Origin of the sequence: Rhodococcus phenolicus, assembly GCF_001646785.1 — a bacterium.
In the GTDB taxonomy this organism is placed as follows: Bacteria; Actinomycetota; Actinomycetes; order Mycobacteriales; family Mycobacteriaceae; genus Rhodococcus; species Rhodococcus phenolicus.
This window is the reverse complement of the sequence record NZ_LRRH01000037.1, coordinates 86,683-107,329: the sequence shown is the minus strand read 5'-3', so window position 1 is coordinate 107,329 and position 20,647 is coordinate 86,683. Positions and strand designations below refer to the sequence as shown.

The 20,647-nt window shown below is 68.5% G+C and carries 16 protein-coding genes, 1 tRNA gene and 1 pseudogene; 16 read left to right on the top strand and 2 right to left on the bottom strand.

The genetic code is table 11. From position 1 onward, the window contains the following. Positions 1–64 precede the first annotated feature (64 nt). From A8G15_RS11805 to pcaDC, 5 genes are all read left to right on the top strand, one after another. The gene (locus tag A8G15_RS11805) at positions 65–1,261 is read left to right on the top strand and encodes a 4-hydroxybenzoate 3-monooxygenase (RefSeq protein ID WP_068159274.1); all 1,197 of its coding nucleotides are present in this window, start codon (positions 65–67) and stop codon (positions 1,259–1,261) included. A 44-nt stretch (positions 1,262–1,305) separates the two neighbouring features. Continuing rightward, positions 1,306–2,025, top strand: coding sequence for a protocatechuate 3,4-dioxygenase subunit beta (gene pcaH / locus A8G15_RS11800; RefSeq protein ID WP_068159273.1), 720 nt, complete (start codon positions 1,306–1,308; stop codon positions 2,023–2,025). Then, on the top strand, positions 2,018–2,599 hold the full coding sequence (pcaG, locus tag A8G15_RS11795; RefSeq protein WP_068159272.1) for a protocatechuate 3,4-dioxygenase subunit alpha: 582 nt from the start codon (positions 2,018–2,020) through the stop codon (positions 2,597–2,599). Before pcaH ends, pcaG begins: the two co-directional genes overlap by 8 nt. A gap of 91 nt (positions 2,600–2,690) precedes the next feature. Continuing rightward, complete coding sequence (locus A8G15_RS11790) at positions 2,691–3,950, top strand: lyase family protein (protein WP_425415086.1); 1,260 nt, start codon at positions 2,691–2,693, stop codon at positions 3,948–3,950. Next, on the top strand, positions 3,947–5,107 hold the full coding sequence (pcaDC, locus tag A8G15_RS11785; protein WP_068159270.1) for a bifunctional 3-oxoadipate enol-lactonase/4-carboxymuconolactone decarboxylase PcaDC: 1,161 nt from the start codon (positions 3,947–3,949) through the stop codon (positions 5,105–5,107). The genes A8G15_RS11790 and pcaDC overlap by 4 nt, the downstream gene beginning before the upstream one ends. A 118-nt stretch (positions 5,108–5,225) precedes the next feature. Here pcaDC and A8G15_RS11780 read toward each other — a convergent pair whose 3' ends face one another. Then, positions 5,226–6,794, bottom strand: coding sequence for a bifunctional NAD(P)/FAD-dependent oxidoreductase/class I SAM-dependent methyltransferase (locus tag A8G15_RS11780; protein ID WP_068159269.1), 1,569 nt, complete (start codon positions 6,792–6,794; stop codon positions 5,226–5,228). Between the two features lie 66 nt (positions 6,795–6,860). On the opposite strand from A8G15_RS11780, the gene A8G15_RS30575 reads away from it, so the two are divergent. The 4 genes and pseudogenes from A8G15_RS30575 to istA form a co-directional block, all read left to right on the top strand. Further along, a complete protein-coding gene (locus A8G15_RS30575; protein ID WP_156665349.1) occupies positions 6,861–7,313 on the top strand; it encodes a hypothetical protein in 453 nt (150 codons plus the stop codon). A 443-nt stretch (positions 7,314–7,756) separates the two neighbouring features. Beyond that, entirely contained in the window at positions 7,757–8,191 is a 435-nt protein-coding gene (locus tag A8G15_RS11770; protein ID WP_068159265.1) for a helix-turn-helix domain-containing protein, read from the top strand. Position 8,192: 1 nt separating this feature from the next. Then, positions 8,193–8,744: a PIN domain-containing protein gene (locus A8G15_RS11765; protein ID WP_068159263.1), complete on the top strand. Its 552-nt coding sequence runs from the start codon at positions 8,193–8,195 to the stop codon at positions 8,742–8,744. A 375-nt stretch (positions 8,745–9,119) separates the two neighbouring features. Continuing rightward, positions 9,120–10,097, top strand: a pseudogene (gene istA, locus A8G15_RS11760) (IS21 family transposase); the annotation flags it as partial. 392 nt (positions 10,098–10,489) lie between these two features. Here istA and A8G15_RS11755 read toward each other — a convergent pair. Beyond that, a tRNA-Leu gene (locus A8G15_RS11755) sits at positions 10,490–10,572 on the bottom strand. A 202-nt stretch (positions 10,573–10,774) separates the two neighbouring features. Here A8G15_RS11755 and A8G15_RS11750 point away from each other — a divergent pair. The 7 genes from A8G15_RS11750 to pknB all read left to right on the top strand — a co-directional run bounded on the left by A8G15_RS11750 (position 10,775) and on the right by pknB (position 20,621). Continuing rightward, entirely contained in the window at positions 10,775–12,103 is a 1,329-nt protein-coding gene (locus A8G15_RS11750; RefSeq protein WP_068159261.1) for an FHA domain-containing protein, read from the top strand. Between the two features lie 157 nt (positions 12,104–12,260). Further along, positions 12,261–12,722, top strand: coding sequence for an FHA domain-containing protein FhaB/FipA (locus A8G15_RS11745; protein ID WP_068159291.1), 462 nt, complete (start codon positions 12,261–12,263; stop codon positions 12,720–12,722). Further along, the gene (locus A8G15_RS11740; RefSeq protein WP_068159259.1) at positions 12,719–14,230 is read left to right on the top strand and encodes a PP2C family protein-serine/threonine phosphatase; all 1,512 of its coding nucleotides are present in this window, start codon (positions 12,719–12,721) and stop codon (positions 14,228–14,230) included. Before A8G15_RS11745 ends, A8G15_RS11740 begins: the two co-directional genes overlap by 4 nt. Beyond that, positions 14,230–15,678, top strand: a complete 1,449-nt coding sequence (locus A8G15_RS11735; RefSeq protein WP_068159257.1) for an FtsW/RodA/SpoVE family cell cycle protein — start codon at positions 14,230–14,232, stop codon at positions 15,676–15,678. The genes A8G15_RS11740 and A8G15_RS11735 overlap by 1 nt, the downstream gene beginning before the upstream one ends. After that, positions 15,675–17,159, top strand: coding sequence for a peptidoglycan D,D-transpeptidase FtsI family protein (locus tag A8G15_RS11730; RefSeq protein WP_068159255.1), 1,485 nt, complete (start codon positions 15,675–15,677; stop codon positions 17,157–17,159). The genes A8G15_RS11735 and A8G15_RS11730 overlap by 4 nt, the downstream gene beginning before the upstream one ends. 1 nt (position 17,160) lies before the next feature. Continuing rightward, positions 17,161–18,726 (top strand): serine/threonine-protein kinase, encoded by a 1,566-nt coding sequence (locus A8G15_RS11725; protein ID WP_068159252.1) that lies wholly within the window; start codon positions 17,161–17,163, stop codon positions 18,724–18,726. Beyond that, the gene (pknB, locus tag A8G15_RS11720) at positions 18,723–20,621 is read left to right on the top strand and encodes a Stk1 family PASTA domain-containing Ser/Thr kinase (protein ID WP_068159249.1); all 1,899 of its coding nucleotides are present in this window, start codon (positions 18,723–18,725) and stop codon (positions 20,619–20,621) included. Before A8G15_RS11725 ends, pknB begins: the two co-directional genes overlap by 4 nt. The last annotated feature ends 26 nt before the right edge of the window (positions 20,622–20,647 follow it).

Below are 20,647 nucleotides of genomic sequence, written 5' to 3'. Positions count from 1 at the left end.
TCGAGACGAGTGGCCTACAACACTTCTCTTCGTCCCGAGCACACCGTCCCCGTGGAGGAAGTCCGTGAGCGCACCCCGCACGACCGTCACCACGCAGGTCGGCATCGTGGGCGGCGGCCCCGCCGGACTGATGCTCTCGCACCTGCTCGCCAAGGCCGGCATCGACAACATCGTCATCGAGAAGCGCGATCATGAGACCATCCGCACCACCCACCGCGCCGGCATCCTCGAACACGGCTCCGTCGAGTTGCTCACGAACAGCGGAGTCGACGGCCGCGTCCTGTCCGAAGGCCATCGCCACGACGGCATCGACCTGCGATTCGGCGGTCACAGCCACCGCATCGATTTCCAGGACCTGGTCGGCGAATCGGTGTGGCTGTATCCCCAGAACGAGGTCTTCGTCGATCTCGCGGCCGCCCGGGCACGTGACGGTGGCGACGTCCGCTACGGGGTCGGCGACACCGAGGTCCTCGACATCACCACTGACACCCCAAAGATCCGCTTCACCGAGGCCGACGGCACCCCGGCCGAGATCCGGTGCCGCATCCTCGTCGGTGCGGACGGATCGCAGAGCATCTGCCGCAAAGCGATCCCGGCGGATGTGCGCACCGACCATTTCATCGAATATCCGTTCGCCTGGTTCGGCATCCTCACCGAAGCACCGCCGAGTGCGCCCGAACTGATCTACGCCCGCTCCGAGCACGGCTTCGCGCTCATCAGCCAGCGCAGCGACACCGTGCAGCGCATGTACTTCCAGTGCGACCCGGCCGAGGACGCCGCGAGCTGGACGGAGGAGCGCATCTGGGACGAGTTGCAGCGGCGGGTGGACGGTCCCGACGGTCTCGAACTGAAGCGCGGCCGCATCTTCGAGCAGATGGTCCTGCCGTTCCGCTCCTACGTGTGCGAGCCGCTGCGTCACGGCAATCTCTTCCTTGCCGGCGATGCCGGTCACACCGTTCCGCCCACGGGTGCGAAGGGCCTGAACCTCGCCCTGGCGGACGTGGGCCTGCTGTTCCGCGCCCTCGACTCGTACTTCTCCGCGGGCTCGACCGCACTGCTCGACGACTACAGCGAGACCGCCCTGCAGCGGGTCTGGAAAGCCCAGAACTTCTCCTACTGGATGACTTCCATGCTCCACACACGTTCCGAAGCAACGTCGTTCGAACACAAACGAGCTCTCGGCGAGCTCGCCGCCGTCACCGGATCCCGGTACGGGCAGCAGTATCTCGCCGAGGGATACACCGGTTGGCCCGACAACTGACGCCGCTTCGTCCCGTCCCTGCCACTTCGACACGCGAGGTTCCCGTGCTCCATCTGCCGCCGCGATTCGCCCGACCCGAGGGCGCGCACCCACCCCTGGACTTCCCGGACTACCGGACCACCGGCCTGCGGCGGCCCGCCCAGCCGCTCACACTGATCCCGCAACGCCTCGGCGAACTGACCGGCCCCCTCTTCGGTGAGGACCGGGTCCGGGAAGGTGACGCCGACCTGACTCTCGCAAACGGTGGTGAGGCCGCAGGCCAGCGGATCATCGTGCACGGCCGGGTCCTCGACAGCGACGGTAAGCCCGTCCCGCACACCCTCGTCGAGGTGTGGCAGGCCAACGCCGCGGGCCGGTACCGCCACGTGAACGACAACTGGCCCGCCCCGCTCGACCCGCACTTCGACGGCCTCGGCCGTTGCCTCACCGATGCGCAGGGCGAATACCGTTTCACGACTGTCAAACCCGGTGCCTACCCGTGGCGCAACCATGACAACGCATGGCGGCCCGCCCACATCCACTTCTCCCTGTTCGGCACGGCCTTCACCCAGCGGCTCGTCACCCAGATGTACTTCCCGGACGACCCGTTGTTCTTCCAGGACCCGATCTACAACTCGGTGCCGCCCGAGGCGCGCCACCGCATGGTCAGCGTGTTCGACTACGACGCCACCGTCGACAACTGGGCACTCGGGTTCCGCTTCGACATCGTGTTGCGCGGACACGAGGCCACCCCCTTCGAGGACGAGGAGGACAACGATGAGTGATTTCGCTCCTCGCTACGCCGTCACCCCCGGCGACCAGAGCACCGCCACGTTCGGTCCGACCCCCTCGCAAACCGTCGGGCCGTACTGGAAGATCGGCCTCGACTGGGGCACCGACGGTGAGAACGTCGTACCCGCGGGCACTCCCGGCCGGGTCACCGTCCGTGTCACCGTCCTGGACGGTCACCGTGAGCCGGTGGCCGACGCGATGATCGAGACCTGGCAGTCCGACACCGACGGCCGGTACGGCACACAGGGTTTCCGGGGATTCGCCCGTAGTGCCGCCGACGAGACCGGAACGGCCGTCGTCCACACCGTCAAACCGGGCTCCGACGACGAAGAGGCACCGCACCTGCTGGTCGGGATCTTCGCCCGCGGCATGCTCGACCGCCTGTACACCCGCATGTACTTCCCCGAGGACGACGCGGCGCACACGACCGATCCGGTACTCGCGGCGCTGCCCGAGTCGCAACGGGGCAAGCTCGTCGCGGAACGGTCCGACGACGGATACGCGTGGACGGTGTACGTTCAGGACCTCGATCCGAACGGTGTGGAAACGCCGTTCTTCTCGATCTAGACGGGAGCCCTCGTTGTCCGAGCCGGCACGACCCGAGAACACCCGTGGCAGCTTGTTCGACCCGGTGTTCGGGGCGGGTGAGATCGCCCCGATGCTGTCCGACCACGCGTGGCTGACGGCGCTGCTCGACGTCGAGGTGGCGATCACCCGGACCGCCGAAAGGTACGGTCGCGCGACCTCGGACGACGTTGCGGCCGTCGCCGCGGCGGCCGCGCGGATCGCCCGCGAGCTGGATCCCGCCGAACTCGGCGGGCTCGCCGCGGCCGGAGGCAATCCGGTGATCCCGCTGGTGAAGATCCTGCGTGACCGCGCCGATGCGCCGGCCACCGCCGTGCACGTCGGCGCGACGAGCCAGGACGTGCTCGACTCTGCACTGATGTTGTTGTCCCGCAAGGCGGGCGGGTACGTCCTCGGGCAGCTGCGTGCCGCCGCGGATGCCGCGGCGCGGCTCGCCCGGACACACCGCGACACCCCGATGGTCGCGCGCACGCTCGGTCAGCAGGCGCTGCCCACCACGTTCGGTGCGCTCGCCGCCGGCTGGCTCGCCGCACTCGACGACGGTGCGGCCGAAGTGGAACGGGCCGTGAACACGCTTCCGGTGCAATACGGCGGGGCAGCAGGTACTCTCGCGGCCGTCCACCCCGACGGACCGGCGTTCGCCGACACGCTCGCGGATCTGCTCGGCCTGGCCCGGCCGCTCGTGCCGTGGCACACCGCACGCACACCGATCACGCGCCTGGCCTCCGCACTGGGGATCGCCACCGGGTCGGTCTCGAAGGCCGCCACCGATATCGTGCTGATGGCCGCCACCGAGCTCGGCGAGGTCGCCGAGGACGCACCCGGTGGGTCCTCGGCGATGCCGCACAAGCGGAACCCGGTCGCGGCGATCACCGCACGCGCTGCCGCGCGCCGGGTGCCGGGTCTGGTCGCGACCGCTCTCGCCGCGGCGGACCACGAGTTCGCCCGCGCCGCCGGAGCCTGGCACGCCGAGTGGGAGACGCTCACCGACCTGATCCGGCTGTCCGGCGGTGCGGCGCATCAGCTTTCGGTGTGCCTCGGCGGACTGCACGTGAATCCCGATGCCCTGTCCCGCAACCTCGGTCTCACCGGCGGAGCCATTCTCGCGGAGAAGGTCACCGCGGCGCTGGCCGAACACACCGGCGGAGCGCGCGACATCGTCACCGCCGCGGCGGCCGCGGGCACCCCGCTCGATCGTGTTCCTGCGATCACCGAGCATCTCGGCGCCGATCGGGTGCGCGAACTGCTCGATCCCACCTGCTATCTCGGCCATGCCGGCGACCTCGTCGACCGCGCGCTGGCCCACCACGACCTGACGAAAGGATCCGCGTGACCGTCGCTCTCCACTACGAACTGCACGGCGACCCCTCCGCCCCGCCGGTGCTGCTGCTCGGGTCGCTCGGCTCCGACCTGTCGATGTGGGAGCCGCAGATCGCCGCGCTGTCCCCTCTCGCGCAGATCATCGCCGTCGACCATCGCGGACACGGACGGTCACCGGTCGTCGACGGTCCGTACACGATGGCCGACCTCGGGGGCGACGTCCTCGCCGTGCTCGATGCGCTCGGTCTCGAATCCGTACACGTGGTGGGTCTCTCGCTCGGAGGAGCCGTCGCGCAGTGGCTCGCCGCGCACCGTCCGGCACGGGTTCGTACCCTCACTCTGCTCTGCACGTCGGCGGCGTTCCTTCCGGCCGAACCGTGGCGGGAGCGGGCGGCGGCCGTCCGCGCCGAAGGCGTGGCCTCGCTTGCCGAGTCGATCGTCGGCCGCTGGTTCACCCCCGGACTCGCCGACCGCGACGGCGACCTGGTTTCCCGCCACGTGGCCATGGTCTCGGCGACGAGCGACGAGGGCTACGCCGGCTGCTGCGAGGCGCTCGCGAGCTGGGACGGACGTGCCGACCTGGCCCGCATCGTCGCACCCACCCTGGTGGTCGCGGGGGCACAGGATCCGGCGACGCCACCGTCGGTGATGCGGGAGCTCGCCGACGGTATCGCCGGGGCGGATTTCCATGTCGTCGATCCGGGCGCACATCTGATGAACGTCGAGCAGGCCGGACGGATCACCGCCCTCGTCCGCGAACACCTGACCCGCGCGACGCCGGCAGGTGCGCAGCGCACCGCCGCATTCGATCAGGGAATGCGGGTGCGCCGTTCGGTGCTGGGCGACGCCCACGTCGACCGGGCGACGGCGGCGGCGACCGAGTTCACCGCGCCCTTCCAGGATTTCATCACCCGTACCGCGTGGGGCGATATCTGGTCCCGGCCGGGACTGGATCATCGGACCCGCCGGCTGCTGACCCTGGCGATCCTCACGGCCGTCGGGAACGAGCACGAACTCGACATGCACATCCGGGCCGCCCTGCGCGCCGGGATGGACCCCGATGTACTGGTCGAGGTGTTCCTGCACACCGCTGTCTACGCGGGTGTGCCCAACAGCAACCGGGCCTTCGCCCTCGGCCGGCAGGCACTCGCAGACGCGGACGTCTCGTAGACCGAGCGAGCAGACGCAGTTCCGCACTCTTCGCGAAGTCGTCGCGACAAATGTTGCGGCACAGATTCTCCGGCCGGCGAGGTCGCGGTCGGCTCGACTGCGGCGTCCACAATCCGGCTCAGCCGAGTCGCCGCGCCCGCAGCACCGAGTCGCGCAACGTCACCTCCCCGGCCTGCGGGTGGACCGCTGTCCGGGACCGGACGTCGCAGACCTCGATCTCCCACTCGCCGTCCTCCAGCGCCGGAATCAGCGATTCGGGGGTGAAGAGGAACGAGCGGTGACCGTGGCGGAGCCCGGTCGCGAGGTCTTCGGGGTGGTGGCCGACCACGAGCAGGGTGCCACCGGGAGCGACCGCGGAGCCGAGCCGCCGGGTCAGGTCGACCATCCCGCCGTCGGGAAGGTGCATGAACTGCGACGAGACGAGGTCCCATCGTTCCTCGCCGGGCTGCCAGGTACGGACGTCGGCCTGAAGGGTCGTGACACGGTCGCCGACGCCGGCCTCGGCGGCGTGCGCCGCTGTCTTCTCGAGTGCGGCGACGGCGAAGTCGAGGGCCGTCACCGACCAGCCGCGGCCGGCCAGCCAGACCGTGTCGGCTCCCTCACCGCAACCGACGTCGAGTGCCCGGCCGGATGCCAGGGACGAGGCCTCCACCTCGAGCTGCGGGTTGACGTTTCCGCTCCACACCCGTTCCCCTGAGTAGCGCTCCTCCCAGGCGGGCTGCTCGAACATCTCGGCCCGGCGATCGTCGGCCGCGCGGTCGGCGTCCTCGGCGGCCAGGTCGGCATTGATGAACGCTCCCACCCGATTACCGTGAGCAGCCGAGCCGATCAGGGTCATGCTGATGTCGGTGGTGTTGCCGGCCGCATAGAGGCCGGGCACGGACGTCGCCCCGACGGGGTCGACCGCGATCACCGAACCCACCGGCGTCCCGCCCATTTCGACCTGCTGCGGCTCCACGCCGAGAGGCGACAGGAAGTCGGCGCGTACCTGTGGCCGGGACGCCACGACGATTGCCTCGCGCTCGAGCACAGCGCCGTCGGCGAGGCGCAGCCCGACCAGCCGATCGCCGTCGGTGACCACCTCGCGCGGGGTGCCGTGCTCGATCGGGACACCGATGGCGGCCATCCGCTCCAGATCGGTGGGCGACAGCTCGACGCCGTCGGCAACGACGATGACGACGTCGTCGGTGAGCTGGCGGAAGAGCAGGCCCTGGTGTCCCGCCATCGGACTGGTCGCCAACACAGCAATCGCCTGATCACGCACCTCCCAGCCGTGGCAGTAAGGGCAGTGGAGCACGTCCCTCCCCCAGCGCTCGGCGAGTCCGGGGACGTCGGGCAGCTCGTCCACCACGCCTGCGGTGACCAGCACGCGCCGCGCGGCGACCTCACGGCCGCTTCCGGTGACCACGGCGAACCCGTGCTCGGTGCGAGTCACGGCCGTCACGCGGTCGTTCGCCAGTTCCACGCCGTACGCCGCAACCTCGGCGCGCCCGTCGGCGAGCAGCTCGAGCGGCGGAACGCCTTCGCGGCCGAGGTAGTTGTGGGCATGGTCGGCAGGGGCGTTGCGGGGTTCACCGGCGTCGATCACCAGCACCCGGCGCCGGGACCGTCCCAGCACCATCGCGCCGCTCAGGCCGGCAGCCCCGCCACCGACGACCACCACATCGAAGTTCTCGTTCCCAGTCATACCTCCACAGTGCGGGACCGGACCGAAAGTGGCAAGTTATATTGCCGATACAGCAATCACCCTGCCGTGGACACTTCCGGCATCGCCGACCTGCGCTGGGTTCTTCAGCGCGCAGGACTGATCCTGGTCTTCGCGCCGGGCAGGGAGATCGGAGACGCCTCCACCGCCACACCCGACGACTGTGTCCGTGTGTTGTATCGCATCTTCCGCGACGACCACTGGCTCACGGGCGGATTGGTCAACTGCTTCGAGAGTCCCGACTCGGTGGCAGGGCGTATCTGCGGCGCGCTCTCGAACTCGCCGGCCACTCCAGCTGATCACACCATCGGCGGTTCAGGATTCGAGACGGAAGAGAAGACCGGGACGGTCCGATCCAGCACCGGGCCCGCCTCTCTCACCGGCACACTACTCCGCCACGCACAGCGGTTCCCGAAAACGCCCCCACCAACCGGTCGGTGGCGCCACCCCCAGGGTCCTTTCTGTGTTGAACAGGTGTGGGACGTCAAAGCGGCAGACTGAGCGCATGTGGAAACGCAATTACGACATCGCGGTGACGATAAGCACGGGCGCAACCTTGTGGGCGCTGGGCTCACCATGGCCGATGTGGGTGGTCTGGTTCGGCATTGTTGCGTTCGTCGTACAGGGGCGACTTCGGGCGCGATCCTGGCAACCGTGATCGAGGCCGGCTGGCTCGCTCGGCCCGGTTTGAGTTGCCTATACGAGACCAACATGCAGGACGGTTATCCAGGACGGGCCGGGAGCCGGATTCCGCAGGACGCGATCGGGTGCCGGATGGGTTTCGGGTGTGCTGTTTGAGGATCGTCAAACAGCACACCCACGAAGCCGAACCCGAACACAGCGGGCCGGGCAGATTTCCACCACGGCGGACCTCGGGCTCGAACACCGCCCATTTTTGCGTTTGTTTCGTTTGCTGCGTATATTTCACTTAGAGGAGGCGGGGTATGTCCGCGATCGAACATCCGAGTGCCGTGGAGCAGGAACAGGCACGACAGGCGCTGAACGCTCTCCGGGGCGTGAAACCGAGTACCGACACGTTCGACGTCACTGTCGCCGGAACGTCGGAGTCCGTGCACCTGCCGAGTTCCGCCCTGGAGTTGATCAAAGACGTACTGGCGAACATGGCAGCCGGCCAGGGCGTGACCGTGGTCCCTGCGCATGCGGAGCTCACCACCCAGCAGGCCGCCGAACTGCTCAACGTGTCGCGCCCGCACGTGATCAAACTCCTGGACCAGGGCCTCATCCGGTACCGGCTGGTAGGCCGGCATCGTCGAATCCTGGCATCCTCACTGCTCGAGCACCGGCGCACCCAGCAGCGCAATGCGCGGCGGGCCGCCGACGACCTCACCGCCCTGTCCGAAGACCTCGGACTCCACTGACGTGACCTTCACCGTCCTCTACGACGCGAACGTGCTGTACCCGAACGTGCTTCGCGACGTGTTGATTCGCCTGGCCCAGACCGGGCTGGTTCACGCCCGGTGGACCGACCGGATTCTCGACGAGACGTTCCGCAATCTCGCCGCCGACCGACCGGACATCCCCATCGATACCCTGGCCAAGCTTCGGGGGCTGATGAACCGAGCGGTCCCGGACTGCCTGTTCACCGGGTACGAGGCACTCATCCCGGCGCTGACGCTGCCCGACGAGAACGACCGGCATGTGCTCGCCGCGGCGATCCGCTGCTCAGCGCAGGTGATCGTCACCGCGAACCTGCGCGATTTTCCCGATGCCGAACTTGCCCAGTTCGGTATCGAGGTCCTGCACCCGGACGAGTTCGTCATGCACCTGTTCACGCTCGACGGGGCGCGGGTGCACCAGGCGATCAGCGCTACTGCCGCAGCGTGGCGCAACCCGCCCGGCGCCCCTGCCGATGTATGCGAGCGCCTCGCCGCGGCGGGCTTACCGATCTCCGCCGCGGCGTTGCGTCGCTGAGACTCCACGACGCGCCCCTATGCGGTCTGATTGTTCCGAAAGTTGTTCCCGTACCGATGTTTCGAGACCTTGTTTCGGAATCAACTTGTGAGACGCCGGGAGCTGGGTCGACCCGATTCCGCTTGCACGCCGGATGACTGTCTAACTGCCAAGGTTGTGAGACGGTTGAGTGGGGTACGTGATGAGCTCGTGATCTCGCTGGAGAACACCTCGGATTCGACTCTCGCATTGGATGCGAACGTGTCGATTTTCGACCTGACCTGGGAGTTTGCCGCAAATGTCGGCGGCACGTGAATACTGACCCCGGCACGGCATCTCAATTTTGACCCCCTGTCCACCGATCCTGGTTCGAGTCGAGCCAGGAGGGACGAAGGGATGTTGTCCGTGGAAGATTGGGCCGAGATTCGTCGTCTGCATCGCAGCGAACGATTGCCGATCAAGGCGATCGCCCGGGTGATGGGGATATCCCGCAACACCGTCCGCTCGGCGCTCGCCGCCGACGGGCCTCCGAAATACCAACGCGCCACGAAGGGCTCGATCGTCGACCCGTTCGAACCCCGCATCCGGGAATTACTGCAACAGTTCCCCACGATGCCTGCAACGGTGATCGCCGAACGGATCGGCTGGGATCACTCGATCCGGGTGCTCAGCGGACGGGTCGCCGAACTACGTCCGGTCTATCTGCCGCCGGATCCGGCCTCGCGCACCACCTACCTGCCCGGGGAGATCGCGCAGTGCGACTTCTGGTTCCCACCGATCACCCTGCCCGTCGACCACGGCCAATCCAGACCGCCGACGAAACTGCCGGTGTTGACGATGACCTGCGGCTATTCACGCTGGTTGTCCGCGGTGCTGGTGCCCACTCGCGGCGCCGAGGACCTGTTCGCGGGCTGGTGGCAGCTGATCCACCGTCTCGGGGCGGTGCCCCGGGTGCTGGTATGGGACGGTGAAGGCGCGGTCGGGCGACGACGCCACCGCAAGACGGAACTGACCCAGGACTGTCAGGGTTTCCGGGGCACTCTCGGAGCGAAGGTGCTGATCTGCAATCCCGCGGACCCCGAAGCCAAGGGCATCATCGAACGCAACCACGACTACCTGGAAACCTCGTTCCTGCCGGGCCGCTCGTTCGCCGGCCCGGACGGCTTCAACCGGCAGTTGTCGGCATGGATAGCAACGGCGAACACCCGCCGCAAACGGGTGCTCGGGTGCGCGCCGGCCGACCGGATCGATGCCGACCGACACGCGATGCTCACACTTCCACCGGTGCCCCCGGTGACAGGCTGGCGATCCTCGACCCGGTTGGCCCGTGATCACTACATCCGGCTCGACTCCAACGACTACTCGGTGCATCCGGCGCCACCGGACATAAGAGCCGATTATCGGTGCGGTGATGGTCGTGACTGGAGGCGATTCCGCGGCGCGTCTTGTCGATACCGCTTGGGAACGATTGGACGCTCTACCCAAGACGCATACAACGTATTTCGCGGTTGCTCGTACGTGTCGCCTCTGTCCACGGCGTCGGCAACGACTGCGTTGTGACCATTTCATACGTCGCGTCGGCGAACGACTCAACGGCCGTTCGAACGGCCCGCCGAAGCAAGTCGCGCCACACATGGGGACTCGCGGGCTCCCGCCCCCTCGTCTCAGCGGAGATGGCTTGGGTCGACCAACCAAAAGAACAAGGTCACGACCTCTTTCGAGTTCGTGACCTCGTTCTGCGCAGTTCGTGGAACTGCTCATTATTGTGGGCGAAGGGGGACTTGAACCCCCACGTCCCGAAGGACACTGGCACCTGAAGCCAGCGCGTCTGCCATTCCGCCACTCGCCCGAGCGACTGGAGAACAGTAACACACCTTCTGCAAATATCACGATTCGCCTGGCCAGAGCCGGTTTCCCGGCGCTACCGGACCACGCTCGGGGCCGAGTTGGACATTCGCTCACCCTCCCCCGAGCCGGATCGGGCAAAAAGTCGATACCATGCAGGGGCGAGAACTGCATCGCGACACGCACAGTCCGGAAAGGGGGCCGCCATGGGAATCGCGCAGCGTTTCGAACGCAAGCTTCAAGCCGCAATCGGCGACGCATTCGCGCGCGTCTTCGGGGGCGGCGTGGTTCCCCAGGAGGTCGAAGCCGCGCTTCAACAGGAGGCGACGGACGGTGTCCAGCAGCTCGATCGTGGGCTCATGCTCGCACCCAACAAGTACGTCATCACCATCAGCGAATCCGATCACGAGGCCCTGGCAGCAGACAGGGACTTGACGGTGAAGGCATTCTCCCGTCACCTTGAGGACTTCATTCGCGAACAGGGGTGGCAAACCTACGGTGAGATCCATGTTGCCTTCGAGTCGTCGTCGGCGCTGCACACGGGGCAGTACCGCACTCGCGGCTCGGTCGATCCCGATACCGGGCGCGCACCGGCGCGCGCACCGGCCTCGCGTTCGCCCCAGAATCGCCCGACCGTGAAACCTGACCCAGGAGTTGCCCCCATGACGCAGAACCCCGGCTACGAACCCGGCCGCGAGCCCGCCGACCGTGCGGAGCCGCAGTATGCGCGCAACGGTCATGCGCACGTCGGCCAGGATCAGCGCTATGCGCAGGGCTACCGCAACGAGGGTGGCGCCGCCTATCCGCCGGCCGAGGCCTACGGCGCCGAGCGCGGCGGCTACGCCGATCAGGGTTACGCGGACCAGGGCTACGACCAGCAGGGCTACAGCCAGCAGGGTGGCTACGACGACCGCAACTACGGCGGTGGCTACAACGACCAGCAGCAGGCCTACAGCCAGGACTACGGACGCAACGACTACCAGCAGCCGCAGCAGCAGCCGTACGGCGAGGACCGCTACCAGGGTGGTTACGGCCAGCCCGGCGCGGCCGGTGCCGCAGGGTACGACCAGGGTTACGCCGATCAGGGCTACCAGGGTCAGGCATACGGCCAGCAGGCCTACGGCAACCAGGGCTACGCCGATCAGGGTTACGCGGACCAGGGTTACGGCCAGCAGGGCGGCTACGACGACCGCAACTACGGTGGCGGCGCCGCCGCCTACCCGCCGGCCGGTGCTGCCGCGGGTCGCGTGCTGACCGCGACGCTGCAGCTCGAGGACGGCAGTGGCCGTTACTACCAGCTCCGTGAGGGCAGCAACATCATCGGCCGCGGCCAGGACGCCCAGTTCCGCCTCCCGGACACCGGCGTGTCGCGTCGCCACATCGACATCCGCTGGGACGGGACGGTCGCGATGCTGTCCGATCTCGGCTCCACCAACGGCACCACGGTCAACGGTGCACCGGTGCAGGACTGGCAGCTCGCCGACGGCGACGTGGTCCGCGCGGGTCACTCGGAGATTCTGGTCCGCATCCTCTGAACAGGTTTCGACACCCGATCGGACCCGACTCGAGATCGGTCCGACGCGTAGCCGACGCGTCGGACGGTGCGTCGAGTCGCGCACAGTCCGTATTGTGGGTGACCTCAGCACACCGGATGCGATTGCGCCGGTCGACCATGCCGAAGGAGGACGAGCCGTGCAGGGGCTGATTCTGCAGCTGACCCGGGCGGGTTTCCTCCTCCTGCTGTGGCTGTTCATCTGGGCTGTTCTGCGCACTCTGCGCTCGGACATCTACGCGGGCGCGGCCCGTCCGCTGCCCCGCTATTCGCGCAAGCAGTCGGTGCTGCCCTCGCTGGCTCGCAACAAGACCGCGAAGTACCTGGTGGTGACGCAGGGTGCGCTCGCCGGGACCCGCATCTCGCTGGGCACACAGCCGGTGCTGATCGGGCGTGCCGACGATTCGACGCTCGTGCTCACCGACGACTACGCCTCCACCCGCCACGCCCGTCTCTCGCCGCGTGGCTCCGACTGGTACGTCGAGGACCTCGGTTCCACCAACGGGACCTATCTCGATCGTGCGAAGGTCACCACCGCCGTCCGCGTACCCCTGGGCACTCCGGTCCGGGTCGGGAAGACCGTGATCGAGCTCCGCCCGTGACCCTTGTATTGCGTTACGCCGCCCGCAGCGACCGCGGTCTGGTTCGCTCGAACAACGAAGATTCCGTGTACGCCGGTGCGCGGCTGCTCGCGCTCGCCGACGGCATGGGCGGTCACGCCGCCGGTGAGGTCGCCTCACAGCTGATGATCGCGGCGCTCGCCCACCTCGACGACGACGAGCCGGGCGACGATCTCCTCGGCAAGCTCGCCGCAGCGGTCCGCGAGGGCAACGCCTCCATCGCCGACCAGGTCGAGGAGGAACCGGAACTCGACGGCATGGGCACCACGCTCACCGCGATCCTGTTCGCCGGCAGCAAGCTGGGCCTCGCCCACATCGGGGATTCGCGCGCCTACCTGCTGCGCGACGACCAGCTCACCCAGATCACCCGCGACGACACGTTCGTGCAGTCCCTCGTCGACGAGGGCCGCATCACCGCCGAGCAGGCCCATTCGCATCCGCAGCGGTCGCTGATCATGCGTGCCCTCACCGGCAGCGAGGTCGAGCCGACCCTGACGGTGCGCGAGGCGCGCGCCGGCGACCGTTACCTGGTGTGCTCGGACGGCCTGTCCGACGTGGTCAGCGACGAGACGATCGCCAACACGATGCGTGAAGGCACCCACGACGAGTGCGCCGACCGGCTCATCGAATTGGCGTTGCGGAGCGGCGGTCCCGACAACGTGACCGTCGTCGTCGCCGACGTCATCGACCTGGACTACGGGCAAAGCCATCCGATCGTCGCGGGCGCCGCGTCCGGCGAGGACGAGGACACTCCGCCGCCGAACACCGCCGCAGGCCGTGCCGCGGCGATGCGGCCGCCGCGTGCCGCCCCGAAGCGGGTTATCAGCAAGCCCGAGCCGGAACCGAAACGCAAGCGCAGCCGCCTGTGGTGGCCCGTCGCCGGGCTCGTCGTGCTGGCGCTGCTCGCGACAGCGGTGGTCGTGGGCCGCATGATGCTGCGCAACTACTACTACGTCGGGGCCGACGACAGCCGGGTGACCGTGCTCCGCGGCGTACCCGGCAACGTGCTCGGCTACTCGCTGCAGGAACAGGCGCTCGTCGGGTGCCTGACCGACGAGGGCATGCTGACACTGATGGAACCCGACCACGCCAACTGCCGGGTGATGGTCGTCGACGATCTGCAGCCCGCCGCGCGCGAGCAGGTGCGTGCCGGTCTCCCGGCAGGCACCCTCGACGAGGCGAAGGCCCAGATGGGCCGGCTCGTCGACGGCGACCTGCTGCCGGTGTGCGTCGAGGAGAAGCCGGAACCGACACCGGCACCCGGATCTGCGGCAACCGCAACTCCGGGCCCGGACGGCACGCCCGCCCCGACGCCGGCACCGGAGACCCCGCCGGTCACCACTGCCTCGCCGCCCCCGGCGGAGACCTCGGCGCCGGGAACCCCGGTGCCCGGTGAGACGTCCGCGGCCCCGGCCGCTCCGGAGCAGACATCCGAACCGACCCCGGCCGTACCGCAGGTACCGGGCCAGAACTGCAGGGTGGGAGCCTGATGTCGGTGTCTCACGTCGCGGGGGCTTTCCCGAGCCCACCGGGTGGATTCGCCCCTGCACCGCCGCAGTCGACCCGCCGCAACACCGAACTGCTGCTGATTCTCGCCGCGATCGGGATCACCCTGGTGTCCCTGATGCTCGTCGAGGTCAGCCAGGAACAGACCTTGACCTGGGATCTCGCCAAGTACGGGCTGACCTATGCCGGGATGTTCCTCGTCGCGCATCTGGCGGTGCGGCGGTTCGCGCCGTATGCCGATCCGCTGCTGCTGCCGATCGTCGCCCTGCTCAACGGGCTCGGCCTGGTCCTGATCCACCGCCTGGACCTCGCCGACCAGGAGAACGCCCTGTTCATGGGCAATCCGATCCCGTCGCCCGATGCGAACCAGCAGATCCTGTGGACCGCGCTGGCCATTGCCGGGTTCGTCGCGGTGCTGGTGCTGCTGCACGACTACCGGCTGCTCGCCCGCTACAGCTACACCCTCGGCCTGATCGGGCTGGTCGCGCTGGCCATCCCGGCGCTGCTGCCGTCGAGCCTGTCCGAGGTCAACGGCGCCAAGATCTGGATCCGGCTGCCCGGTTTCAGCATTCAGCCCGGCGAGTTCTCGAAGATCCTGCTGATCATCTTCTTCGCGTCGGTACTGGTCGCGAAGCGCGACCTGTTCACCACCGCGGGCAAGCACTTCCTCGGCATGGACTTCCCGCGCGCCCGCGACCTCGGCCCGATCCTCGCCGCGTGGATCCTGTCGATCGGCGTGATGGTGTTCGAGAAGGACCTGGGCACCTCGCTGCTGCTGTTCACGACCGTGCTGGTGATGCTCTACATCGCCACCGAGCGGGTGGGCTGGCTGCTCATCGGTTTCGGTCTGCTTGCCGTCGGCTTCTTCTTCGCCTACCAGATGTTCGGGCACGTGCGGGTGCGCGTGCAGACGTGGCTCGACCCGTTCGGCGACTACGCGAACACCGGCTATCAGATCTCCCAGTCGCTGTTCGGAATGGCGACCGGAGGTGTCGGCGGCACCGGTCTGGGCAGCGGCCGGCCGGCGCAGGTGCCGTTCGCGAAGACCGACTTCATCGTCGCGGCGATCGGTGAGGAACTGGGCCTGATCGGCCTGGCCGCGATCCTGCTGCTGTTCCTCGTGCTGATCGTTCGGGGCCTGCGCACCGCGCTGGCGGTGCGCGACAGCTTCGGCAAGCTACTTGCGGCGGGCTTGTCGTTCACCCTCGCGATCCAGATCTTCGTGGTCGTCGGCGGCGTCACGAAGCTGATCCCACTGACGGGACTGACCACTCCGTTCGTGTCGTACGGCGGGTCGTCGCTGCTCGCGAACTACCTGCTGCTGGCGTTGCTGATGAAGATCTCGCACGCCGCCCGCGAACCCGTCCTGCCCCGCAAGAAGCCTGCACCGCCGATCGCGGACGCGCAGACGGAGATGATGGGGCGCGAATGAACGGTCCTCTCCGCAAGGTCGCGATGGCCGTGATGTTCATGGTCGCCGCGCTCCTCGCAAATGCCACCTATGTGCAGGTCATCAAAGCCGACGACCTGCGTACCGACCCGCGCAACTCGCGGGTGCTGATCGACGAGTACTCCCGTCAGCGCGGCCAGATCTCCGCGAGCGGGCAGGTGCTGGCCGTGTCGGTGCCCACCGACAGCCGCTACAAGTACCTGCGCACCTACCCGGCGACCCCCGAGCAGCCGATGAGCCCGCTCGCGTACGCGCCGGTCACCGGCTTCTACTCGATGCAGTACGGCAGCACCGGTCTGGAACGATCCGAGGACGCCATCCTCAACGGATCCGACAACCGCCTGTTCGGTCGCCGCTTCTTCGATCTGGTGTCGGGACGCAACCCGCGCGGCGGCAACGTCGTCAGCACCATCGACCCGCTGATGCAGCAGGTCGCCTACGACGAACTGACCGCCAAGGGCTACACCGGTTCGGTCGTCGCGATCGAACCGAGCACCGGCAAGATCCTGACGATGGTGAGCACCCCGAGCTACGACCCGAACCGGTTGTCCGGGCACGACGGTGCCGCCACCAGCGCGGCCTGGGACGAACTCAACTCCGACCCGGCCAAGCCGATGCTCAACAGGGCGGTGTCGCAGACCTATCCGCCGGGGTCGACGTTCAAGGTCGTGGTCACCGCCGCGGCCCTCGCGAACGGCGTCGGCCCGGAGGACCGGTTCACCGCCGCCCCGAACATCACGCTCCCGGACACCACGACGACCCTCGAGAACTACGCCGGATCGACGTGCGGCGCCGAACCCACCGCGACGCTGCGCGAGGCGTTCGCCCGCTCCTGCAACACGGCGTTCGTCGAGATGGGCATCAACACCGGCAAGGACGCCCTCGCGGCGCAGGCCGAGGCCCTGGGGATCGGCGAGAACATGTCGATTCCGCTGTCCGTGGCGGAAAGCACAATCGGCCCCATCCCGGACGGTGCGGCCCTCGGCCAGTCCAGCATCGGGCAGCGTGACGTGGCGCTGACACCGCTGGAGAACGCGGTGATCGCCGCGACCGTCGCGAACGGCGGTGTCCGCATGCAGCCCTACCTCGTGGACCAGTTGCAGTCCCCTGACCTGTCGGTTCTCGCCGAAACCAAGCCGGAATCGGCGGGCCAGGCGATCGCCCCGGAGGTCGCCGCGACCCTCACGGACCTGATGATCGGCGCCGAGAACTACGCGGGTGGCGGCGGCAAGATCCCCGGGGTGCAGATCGCGTCCAAGACCGGGACGGCCGAACACGGCAGCGACCCTCGTAACACTCCGCCGCACACCTGGTATATCGCCTTTGCGCCCGCGCAGCAGCCCACGGTGGCGGTGGCGGTGATCGTGGAGGACGGCGGCGACCGTGCACTCGCGGCAACCGGCGGCTCCGTGGCCGCACCCATCGGACGCGCCGTCATCTCGGCCGGATTGCAGGGAGGCTGACATGGCTGTGAACAGCGGCACCCTGATCGCCGACCGATATCGTCTGCAGCGGCTCATCGCGACCGGCGGTATGGGCCAGGTGTGGGAAGGGCTCGACACCCGGCTCGACCGTCGGGTCGCGGTGAAGATCCTCAAGGCGGAACTGTCGGACGACCCGGACTTCCTGACGCGGTTCCGGTTCGAGGCGCGCACCACCGCCCAGTTGAACCATCCCGGTATCGCCGGGGTGTTCGACTACGGCGAGATCATCGACGCCGAAGGCCAGTCGATCGCCTACCTCGTGATGGAGCTCGTGCACGGCGAGCCGCTCAACGCGGTCCTGGCCCGGGTGGGCCGGCTGTCGCTGACGCACAGTCTCGATATGCTCGAGCAGACCGGCCGGGCCCTGCAGGCCGCGCACGACGCCGGTGTCGTGCACCGCGACGTCAAGCCGGGCAACATCCTCATCACCCCGACCGGCCAGGTCAAGATCACCGACTTCGGTATCGCGAAGGCGGTCGACGCGTCCCCCGTGACGCGGACCGGCATGGTGATGGGCACCGCCCAGTACATTTCGCCGGAGCAGGCCCTCGGCCAGGAGGCGACCTCCGCGAGCGACGTGTACTCGCTGGCCGTCGTCGGTTACGAGGCTCTGTCGGGGCGGCGGCCGTTCCTCGGTGACAGCGTCGTCACCGTCGCGATGAAGCACGTGCAGGAGGTGCCGGCGCCGCTGCCGGCCGACCTGCCCGTCGGCGTACGCGAACTCGTCGAGATCGGGATGGCGAAGGATCCGGCGCAGCGTTATTCGAGCGGCGGTGAATTCGCCGACGCCGTCGCGGCCGTCCGGGCCGGCCGCCCGGTGCCCCCGCCCGGCAACGTTCCGCCGATCACCGGTGCGAACCGGGTGCTGCCGCCCGGGGTGCCGGGCACCACGCCGCCGACGGTCGCGACCCGCGCCATGTCGGCCCAGCAGCCGTATGCGGGCGAGCCGTACACCGGCGCTACCCCGCCGCCGCAGACCCCGTACACGGGACAGAACTATGCGACCGGCACCCAGCCGCCGATCGGCGATTCCGGGGGCGGCCGGTACCCGAAGGCACTGTTGTGGGCTGCCGGTGTCGCGGTCGCACTCGCGGCGATCGCGCTGGGAGTGGTGCTGTTCGACCGCACCGGCTCCGACGAGCCGGTCCCCGGCCCGTCGCCGACGACGCAGATCACCACGACACCCAGGCCGACGACCACCACCGAGCGGCCACCGAGGACCACGACCACCGAGGAACCGACGATCGCGCCGCCACCACCGGTGACGACGATCCCGACGACCACGCCACAACCGACCACCACGCCCCCACCGACGACCACCCCGGAACCGACCACCACGATTCCGGAAACCACGACGACCACCCCGGAACCGACCACCACGACCATGACGACCATGACGACCACCACGACCACCACGACCCCGCCCGAGGGCGGAACCGGAGGCGGCACCGGGGGCGCGGGTGAAGGTGAGGGCGGCGGGGAGGTCGAACCCGGGGCCAGCGAGAATACGAATTCGAACATCGAGCCGGAAACAGGAACGTCATGACCACACCGCGCAAGCTCTCCTCCCGCTACGAGCTGGGTGAGATCCTCGGCTTCGGTGGCATGTCCGAGGTTCACCTGGCTCGCGATCTCCGGCTCGGTCGTGACGTGGCGATCAAGGTCCTGCGCGCCGATCTCGCCCGCGACCCCACGTTCTACCTGCGGTTCCGCCGGGAAGCGCAGAACGCGGCGGCGCTGAACCATCCGGCGATCGTCGCCGTCTACGACACCGGTGAGGCCGAAACCGAAACCGGGCCGCTGCCGTACATCGTCATGGAGTTCGTCGAGGGCGAGACGCTGCGCGACATCGTGCGCGGCACTGGGCCGATGGCACCGAAGCGGGCGATGGAGGTCATCGCCGACGTCTGCGCGGCCCTCGACTTCAGCCACCGCAACATGATCGTGCACCGCGACGTCAAACCCGCGAACGTCATGATCAACAAGGCCGGCGCCGTGAAGGTCATGGACTTCGGTATCGCGCGTGCCATCTCGGACGCGGCGAGCCCGATGACGCAGACCGCCGCGGTGATCGGCACCGCCCAGTACCTGTCACCGGAGCAGGCGCGGGGTGAACAGGTCGACGCCCGCTCCGACGTCTACTCGGTGGGCTGCGTGCTCTTCGAGATCCTCACCGGCGAACCGCCCTTCAAGGGTGATTCGCCGGTCGCGGTGGCCTACCAGCACGTGCGCGAGGATCCGCCGCTGCCGTCGTCGGTGAACCCGTCGGTGCCGCCGGAACTGGATTCGGTGATCCTCAAGGCGATGGCGAAGAACCCCGCCAACCGCTACCAGAGCGCTGCCGAGATGCGCAGCGACCTGATCCGGGTGCTGTCCGGGCAGCGGCCCAGCGCACCGATGGTGATGACCGCCGACGAACGCACCAACTTCCTCGGTGCCGTCGACGGCGGTTCGAACTACCGGGAGGACACCGCGCCCGTCGCAGCCGCGTCGGGCGGGGGTTCCGGCGGCGGCTCGGTCGCGAAACGTGTCCTGCTGGGTCTGGCCGCGGCCGTCGTCGTCGGCATCGTCGGTGTGTTCCTGTGGTCACTGGGACCGGGGTCGTCCGCGGCGCAGGTCGCCGTGCCCGACGTGCGGAACCTCGCGCAGGCCGTCGCCGAGGCGCAGCTCCAGGACGCCGGTTTCCGGGTGGCCGTGCAGCCGAAACCGGACGCGGTGGTCGCGACCGGCAATGTCGTCAACACCCGGCCCGTCCCCGGCACCCAGGCCGAGGAGAACTCCACGGTGACGCTGGAGGTCTCCAGCGGACCCGAACAGGTGCAGGTCCCGAAGCTGAGCGGGATGAGCCAGCAGGAGGCGGCGCAGGCACTCGCCGAGATGGGTCTGCGGCTCGACAGCAATGTCGGGAAGGCGCCGTCCACGCAGGCGCAGGTCGACACCGTCGTGAAGCAGGACCCCTCGTCCGGCAGCAACGTCGACCGCGACAGCGCCGTCACCATCACCCTGGGTTCCGGTCCGGAACAGGTGCGGGTGCCGAACGTGGCCGGTCAGACGCTCGAGGTCGCGCGGGAGAACATCGAGAGCGCCGGCTTCACCGTCGAGGTCGAAGAGATCGAATCCGGTCAGACCGAAGGCACCGTCGTCTCCACGAGCCCGGCGGGCGGCGCCAACGCCACGAAGGGCCAGACCGTCACGATCCAGGTGTCCAACGGTGACCGGGTCGAGATGCCGGTGGTCACGAACCGGTCGGTGTCCGAGGCGCTGGCCGCGTTGCGGGCCGCGGGATGGACGGGATCGGCGTCGCAGCTCCAGCAGACCCGGGAGGCGACCCTCGCCCCCGAGATGGTGGGCATGGTCATCACCCAGCAGCAGCCTCCGGGCTCGGAAATCTCCAAGACCCAGACCATCACGGTCGGGGTCGGAGCACTCGGCATCCGGTAGCCGAACCGAAACGAGCGAGGGGCTCG

What these genes read in the sequence shown, in the direction of transcription:
- A8G15_RS11770 (WP_068159265.1), top strand. Translation starts at nt 7,757, where the DNA reads ATGTCCGCGATCGAACATCCGAGTGCCGTGGAGCAGGAACAGGCACGA.
- A8G15_RS11730 (WP_068159255.1), top strand. Translation starts at nt 15,675, where the DNA reads ATGAACGGTCCTCTCCGCAAGGTCGCGATGGCCGTGATGTTCATGGTC.
- pknB (WP_068159249.1), top strand. Translation starts at nt 18,723, where the DNA reads ATGACCACACCGCGCAAGCTCTCCTCCCGCTACGAGCTGGGTGAGATC.
- A8G15_RS11780 (WP_068159269.1), bottom strand. Translation starts at nt 6,794, where the DNA reads ATGACTGGGAACGAGAACTTCGATGTGGTGGTCGTCGGTGGCGGGGCT.
- A8G15_RS11750 (WP_068159261.1), top strand. Translation starts at nt 10,775, where the DNA reads ATGGGAATCGCGCAGCGTTTCGAACGCAAGCTTCAAGCCGCAATCGGC.
- A8G15_RS11725 (WP_068159252.1), top strand. Translation starts at nt 17,161, where the DNA reads ATGGCTGTGAACAGCGGCACCCTGATCGCCGACCGATATCGTCTGCAG.
- pcaG (WP_068159272.1), top strand. Translation starts at nt 2,018, where the DNA reads ATGAGTGATTTCGCTCCTCGCTACGCCGTCACCCCCGGCGACCAGAGC.
- A8G15_RS11735 (WP_068159257.1), top strand. Translation starts at nt 14,230, where the DNA reads ATGTCGGTGTCTCACGTCGCGGGGGCTTTCCCGAGCCCACCGGGTGGA.
- A8G15_RS11790 (WP_425415086.1), top strand. Translation starts at nt 2,691, where the DNA reads ATGCTGTCCGACCACGCGTGGCTGACGGCGCTGCTCGACGTCGAGGTG.